Origin of the sequence: Pseudomaricurvus sp., assembly GCF_965662505.1 — a bacterium.
Classification (GTDB): domain Bacteria; phylum Pseudomonadota; class Gammaproteobacteria; order Pseudomonadales; family Cellvibrionaceae; genus Pseudomaricurvus.
Map to the genome: position 1 here is coordinate 1 of NZ_CBFIHX010000186.1, position 4882 is coordinate 4882.

The 4882-nt window shown below is 48.5% G+C and carries 7 protein-coding genes; 4 read left to right on the forward strand and 3 right to left on the reverse strand.

What is annotated here, in order from left to right; all coding sequences use genetic code 11:
• The first annotated feature begins 256 nt into the window (after positions 1-256).
• Complete coding sequence (locus ACTG33_RS16195; RefSeq protein WP_439136261.1) at positions 257-607, forward strand: YggL family protein; 351 nt, start codon at positions 257-259, stop codon at positions 605-607.
• 83 nt (positions 608-690) lie between these two features.
• Here ACTG33_RS16195 and ACTG33_RS16200 read toward each other — a convergent pair whose 3' ends face one another.
• On the reverse strand, positions 691-1038 hold the full coding sequence (locus ACTG33_RS16200) for a nucleotide pyrophosphohydrolase (protein WP_439136262.1): 348 nt from the start codon (positions 1036-1038) through the stop codon (positions 691-693).
• Positions 1039-1208: 170 nt separating this feature from the next.
• Here ACTG33_RS16200 and ACTG33_RS16205 point away from each other — a divergent pair, with 170 nt between their 5' ends.
• The 3 genes from ACTG33_RS16205 (at position 1209) to ACTG33_RS16215 (ending at position 3629) form a co-directional block, all read left to right on the forward strand.
• Entirely contained in the window at positions 1209-1682 is a 474-nt protein-coding gene (locus ACTG33_RS16205; RefSeq protein ID WP_439136263.1) for a DoxX family protein, read from the forward strand.
• A gap of 76 nt (positions 1683-1758) precedes the next feature.
• Complete coding sequence (locus ACTG33_RS16210) at positions 1759-2721, forward strand: glutathione S-transferase family protein (RefSeq protein ID WP_439136264.1); 963 nt, start codon at positions 1759-1761, stop codon at positions 2719-2721.
• Between the two features lie 38 nt (positions 2722-2759).
• Complete coding sequence (locus ACTG33_RS16215; protein ID WP_439136265.1) at positions 2760-3629, forward strand: pirin family protein; 870 nt, start codon at positions 2760-2762, stop codon at positions 3627-3629.
• Between the two features lie 35 nt (positions 3630-3664).
• Here the strand turns inward: ACTG33_RS16215 and ACTG33_RS16220 are convergent, their stop codons facing one another.
• Together ACTG33_RS16220 and ACTG33_RS16225 are read right to left on the reverse strand one after the other, a co-directional pair.
• Positions 3665-3925 (reverse strand): GNAT family N-acetyltransferase, encoded by a 261-nt coding sequence (locus ACTG33_RS16220; protein ID WP_439136266.1) that lies wholly within the window; start codon positions 3923-3925, stop codon positions 3665-3667.
• A 40-nt stretch (positions 3926-3965) separates the two neighbouring features.
• On the reverse strand, positions 3966-4787 hold the full coding sequence (locus ACTG33_RS16225) for a VOC family protein (protein ID WP_439136267.1): 822 nt from the start codon (positions 4785-4787) through the stop codon (positions 3966-3968).
• Positions 4788-4882 lie beyond the last annotated feature (95 nt).

Consider the following 4882-nt stretch of genomic DNA (forward strand, 5'->3'; position numbering starts at 1 on the left):
GCTCATCTTTCAAAGCATTCCACACTGGACGAAAACCCCAACACCACGAGCACATGGGATCGTGAGCATAATACAATATGGCTTGTTGTGAACCGGTCATAATGGTCTCTTTAAGTGTTCTCTGGATATACGGCGTGTTGGCGTCATTCTAACCTGAATCGTTCATTGACTGGGGGAACCCTCCGGGAAATCCTCGCTTAGGGATAGGCATTCCACTACAATGCGCCTTTTCCTTACTCCCAGAGATTCAAACCTTATGACTAGCCCAAAACCCTCAAACCGCAGCCGCCGCTTACGCAAAAAACTGCATCTGGACGAATTTGCCACTCAGGGCTTTGAACTGGATTTTGAATTTGTGACAGAGAAGGACGCCGATCAGCTGGATGCCTTTATCATTGAATTCATGACCGACGCAATGGAAGCGAACAAACTCGCCTTTATGGGCAGCGCCTGTGCAGAAACCCTTGCCGGAGTGGTCATTTGTGAAGGTCGTTATGACTCAGTAACACCTGAGCAACGCCAAGCCGTCGGCGACTGGTTGTCTGCACATGCCGATGTGAAAACCTGCGAAAGCGGCGAACTCACAGACGCGAACGAACTGCTGTAACAGACAAAACACGCCTGCAGCTCTTCACAAAGCCTCCATCGGAGGCTTTGCTTGTTCTAGGCTATGAATAACAGATCACACCGCTAGTATTCCGTGTATTTCTTACTACTGCCGCGCACCTTCTCGGCGGGATATTTCGCCTCATTTTTCTTTGTTTTCTGCGCTACGGCATCCGGGATATTAACGCCAAGTTTGTCCGCCAGACGGACCAGATAAATCTGTATATCTGCAATCTCATCCCCCACTGCGCTTAACTGCTCGTCGGAGAGATTTCTGGACTCCTCTTCCGTTAACCATTGAAAACACTCCACCAGCTCAGACGCTTCGACACTCAGAGCCATCACCAGGTTTTTGGGAGAATGAAACTGGTCCCAATCCCTCTCGGCGGCATAATCACGTAAATACGCCTGAAGCCGCATTAGATCTTCCACACACCCTCCTCGGTACGAGCAACACTAGATTGTTCAGTTTTTTAGATCATTCTCTTTAATAAAGAGCAGTTATTTAACTCAATGACCCGTCCTACAATAGCTCCATCGTTTGAATATTATCAAGCAAGCATTCCAAGCCAACCGATCAAACCCTACGAAAGGAATACCCCATGAATACTAATACATTGAAAGGCAATTCGTTGATTTCCAGCTACCTCCAGCCATTACTGGCGACTCAGGGCGGTATTGGCGCGTTAATACTCCGCGTACCTGTCGGTCTGATCCTGGCTGCTCACGGTTCTCAGAAGCTGTTCGGATGGCTGGGCGGTTACGGTTTGGAAGGCACCGGACAATGGATGGCGTCCATTGGTTTTGAGCCCGGCGTGTTGATGGCTTTTCTGGCAGGCAGCGCTGAGTTCTTTGGTGGCTTACTGCTGGCTCTGGGCTTACTGACTCGTCCTGCCGCATTGGTCACAGCATTTACCATGGTCATGGCCATCAGCTTCCACTTGCCTAACGGCTTATTCGTCAGCAACAACGGTTATGAATTCGCCCTGACCCTGCTGGCAGCCACTGCGGCTTTATTGTTTCTCGGTGGTGGACGATTGTCATTGGACGAAATTCTGGCACAAAAAATACGTTAATAGGCTCTTCACGGAACGCACAACTCCGTGAAGTCACTGTCTACAACACAAGAACCTGTAATTTAAGGAGATCATCATGGGATTACTGATTAAAGGTGAATGGCACGATCAATGGTACGACACCGACAGCACCGGGGGTGAATTCGTCCGCACCGATGCCAAGTTTCGTCAGTGGGTCACTGCGGATGGATCCTCTGATCATAAGGCAGAGAAAGACCGCTATCACCTGTTTGTCTCCCTGGCATGCCCTTGGGCACATCGGACTCTGATATTTAGAAAGCTGAAGCAGCTGGAAGATATTATCGGCGTCACCGTAGTCAAACCTGAGATGCTTGATAAGGGCTGGGTGCTTCTAGACCTGGATGATCCTGCGGCAATGGACCCAAGTCCAGTTCCAGACATTCAGTATCTGTATGAGGTTTACACGGCAAACCAGCCTGATTTTAGTGGGCGGGTGACTGTGCCAATACTGTGGGACAAACACACCAAAACCATCGTCAACAATGAATCTGCTGACATTATTCGCATGCTGAACAGTGCTTTTGATGCCTTTACAGACGTCAAAACGGATTTTTATCCTGAACATCTGCGTCAGCGTATCGATGAGGTGAATGATCTGGTTTACAACAACATCAATAATGGTGTCTATAAATCCGGGTTTGCCACCAGCCAAGAGGCCTATGAAAAAGCCTTCCGTGCACTATTCGATGCACTGGATGAAGTAGAAACCCTACTCGATCAGCAGCGCTACCTGACTGGCGAGCAAATTACCGAAGCAGATTGGCGTTTGTTTACGACTCTGATTCGTTTTGACAGCGTGTATTACGGCCACTTTAAAGCCAACCTGAGACGGATTGAAGACTACCCTAACCTGTCGAACTATCTGCGCGAGCTGTACCAGGTCGAAGGAGTCGCGGATACCGTGAACTTTGAGCACATCAAAACTCACTACTATTACAGTCATGACACCATCAACCCGACGCGGGTTATTCCACTGGGTCCCGAGGTAGATTACCTCCGCCCTCACAACCGGAAATAGTTGACCACTACATAGCCTCAAGCTAACAGGAGCTCATCATGAACAGCGAGTTGAACAGGAGCAGAGAGTTGATCGGTGTCTATTCAACTCAGCAGACCGTGGACGGCGATGGCGTTGAAATTCAACGCATCGTTACCCAGCAAGCTTACGAACAATTTGATCCTTTTTTAATGCTGGATGAATTTAAAGGCGGCTTTGACGGACAACAAACCCGTGGATTCCCCGAACATCCTCACCGGGGTTTTGAAACTGTTACTTACATGCTGGATGGTGCCATCGAACACAGGGATCACCTGGGCAATGTCGGACGACTGGTCAGTGGCGGCGTGCAATGGATGACCGCAGGTCGCGGCGTGCTTCACTCAGAACTGCCCATTGCGGAGCAAAATTATTTTCATGGCTTTCAGATATGGGTGAACCTTCCTGCTTCCGAAAAAATGACAGAACCCAAGTATCGGGAGTTTGGTCCTGAAGAAATTCCGACTTTGAATCTGGCCAATGGCAATTGCATCAAAGTCATCGCGGGTACCGCGACTCATGAAGAGCACTCAGCAACGGGACCTGTTAAGGATGTTGCTACCCAGCCTGACTATTGGGATGTAAACATGCTTGGTGCCACAGAAATGTCGTTACCCATCTCAAGTTCTAAACGGGTTTTGATGTATGTCTACGAGGGATCGATAGACATCAAACTGAAGGGTGCGGCGTCGACGATTGACTCACAGCAGATGGTTGTACTGAGCCCAGGAGAGTCCCTGGAAGTTACTGCGAATGAAGTAAGTCGGTTTTTAGTATTAACAGCGGAGCCGATCAACGAACCTGTGGTTAGCTGGGGGCCATTTGTCATGAATACCCGCGAAGAAATTAAGCAGGCCATCAACGATTACAACCATGGGGTGCTGGTTTAACACCCCTAAACCGAACCAAGAGTAATGGTTGGTTGTTAGCCAGCCATTTGCGGAGTTAAGAATTTGTCCACATACCAACAGGTACTGCTGATTGCATAACCCTGCTGACGCGCCCAGCTTAACCCTGTATCCACCAGCTTTTCTGCATACCCTTTCCCGCGCAACCTAAACGGCACGTAGGTAGAGGTAAAAGTCACAGACTGGTCTTTCAGATCATATTCCAACTTCGCCAGACTGCCATTCACTTCCGCAATAAAACAATGCTGATCCGGTTGATGTTTTATGGATTCCATCATATCTCTCACCACAACTGCTTTACTTCTGTTTCCAGACGACTTAACTGGGCTGCACTATCAAAGTAGGAATTTCCAGCTGATGACTTTTGACGGATGCGACAAAAGTGCCATCTTTTCGCCCTTGACGAACGTCCGATAACGATACGCCCGCCTTTCTTAACCTTTGATGAACAGCCTTTATATCCTGTACCTGGTAGGCGATTCCCCAAAAGTAATCGCTTCCCTCAAACGTCCGTGTTGGCTCAATAATTTCAAGAGTGAGTTTTCCCACCCTGAAAAACAACATCCTTCCGCCCCACTCCGGGACATCTTTATCCAGAGCCAAACGGATTCCTAGTCCACTGTCGCCAAACAGACGAATCGAATCGTCAGCACTATGAGTATAGATGACAAAATGATCTACTCGCTGAATAGATCCAACTGGCAGAGAGCCTTTTTCTGCATCCGTTATGGATATATCGGCTTCAGGAGGCATTGCTTGAGTATCGGCCTCTTCAAAAGACAGCCACAATCCTCGCCGACGCTCTTTCTCCAGCTTAACCGTCCCTTCAGTGGCGAAAACGATACCGACCAAAGCCGAGCGTTCATCGGGTAATTCCAGTAATTCAATCGTGGTGTTTTCCAGCGAAAAGTGGGCTGCGGAACACGATACAGCGCGTTCAGGCAGATCAACTTTTCCCTGCCACACAGGATCTTTCCCCAATAAGACACGGTATTGTTCAATTGAATCAAGCAGATTAGGACACGCAATTCTCAGGCGTTTGAAACCAAGAATTTTAGGGAGACCACTTCTATCGTCAGAAGAGTCGTGGCGAGATGAATTATCGAGAGAAGAGCTGCGCTGAGGGGTATTATCGATCATCGAATGTACTCGTCTATATATAACGAAATACTAGCACGATATGAGAGGATTTGGAGGAAGCCGGAGTCGGCACCCCACAAGAAATGGAAGTGCCT